At 73.4% G+C, this 229-nt stretch carries 1 protein-coding gene; it reads right to left on the bottom strand.

Features of this window, described 5'->3' with window-relative positions; genetic code table 11:
* Positions 1-229, bottom strand: a 229-nt coding sequence (locus tag IF89_RS40395; RefSeq protein WP_043195236.1) for an RHS repeat-associated core domain-containing protein, incomplete at both ends; no start/stop codon positions are given.

The following is a 229-nucleotide window of genomic DNA, read 5'->3' as shown; positions in this document are numbered from 1 at the left end:
GTCGCGGGTGGTGAAGCGGCCGGTTTCGGGGTGGTAGAGGCGTGCGGGGGTGTAGTCGGTGCCGTTTTCGGTGTTGGTGTACTCGCCGCCGAAGCGGAAGGGGTTGGCGGCGGGGTCTGCGGCGCGGTGCGCGGCGGGTGCGGGTGTGCCGTCGGGGCGGGTTTCCCGGCCGTAGTCGGTGTAGGCGCGGGCGGTGAGCGCCTGGGCTGACTGCCCGGTCTCGAGGACG

The sequence above is a fragment of the Streptomyces sp. NRRL F-2664 genome (assembly GCF_000719345.1).
Lineage (GTDB): Bacteria > Actinomycetota > Actinomycetes > Streptomycetales > Streptomycetaceae > Streptomyces.
This window is presented reverse-complemented; position numbering and strand designations above follow the sequence as displayed.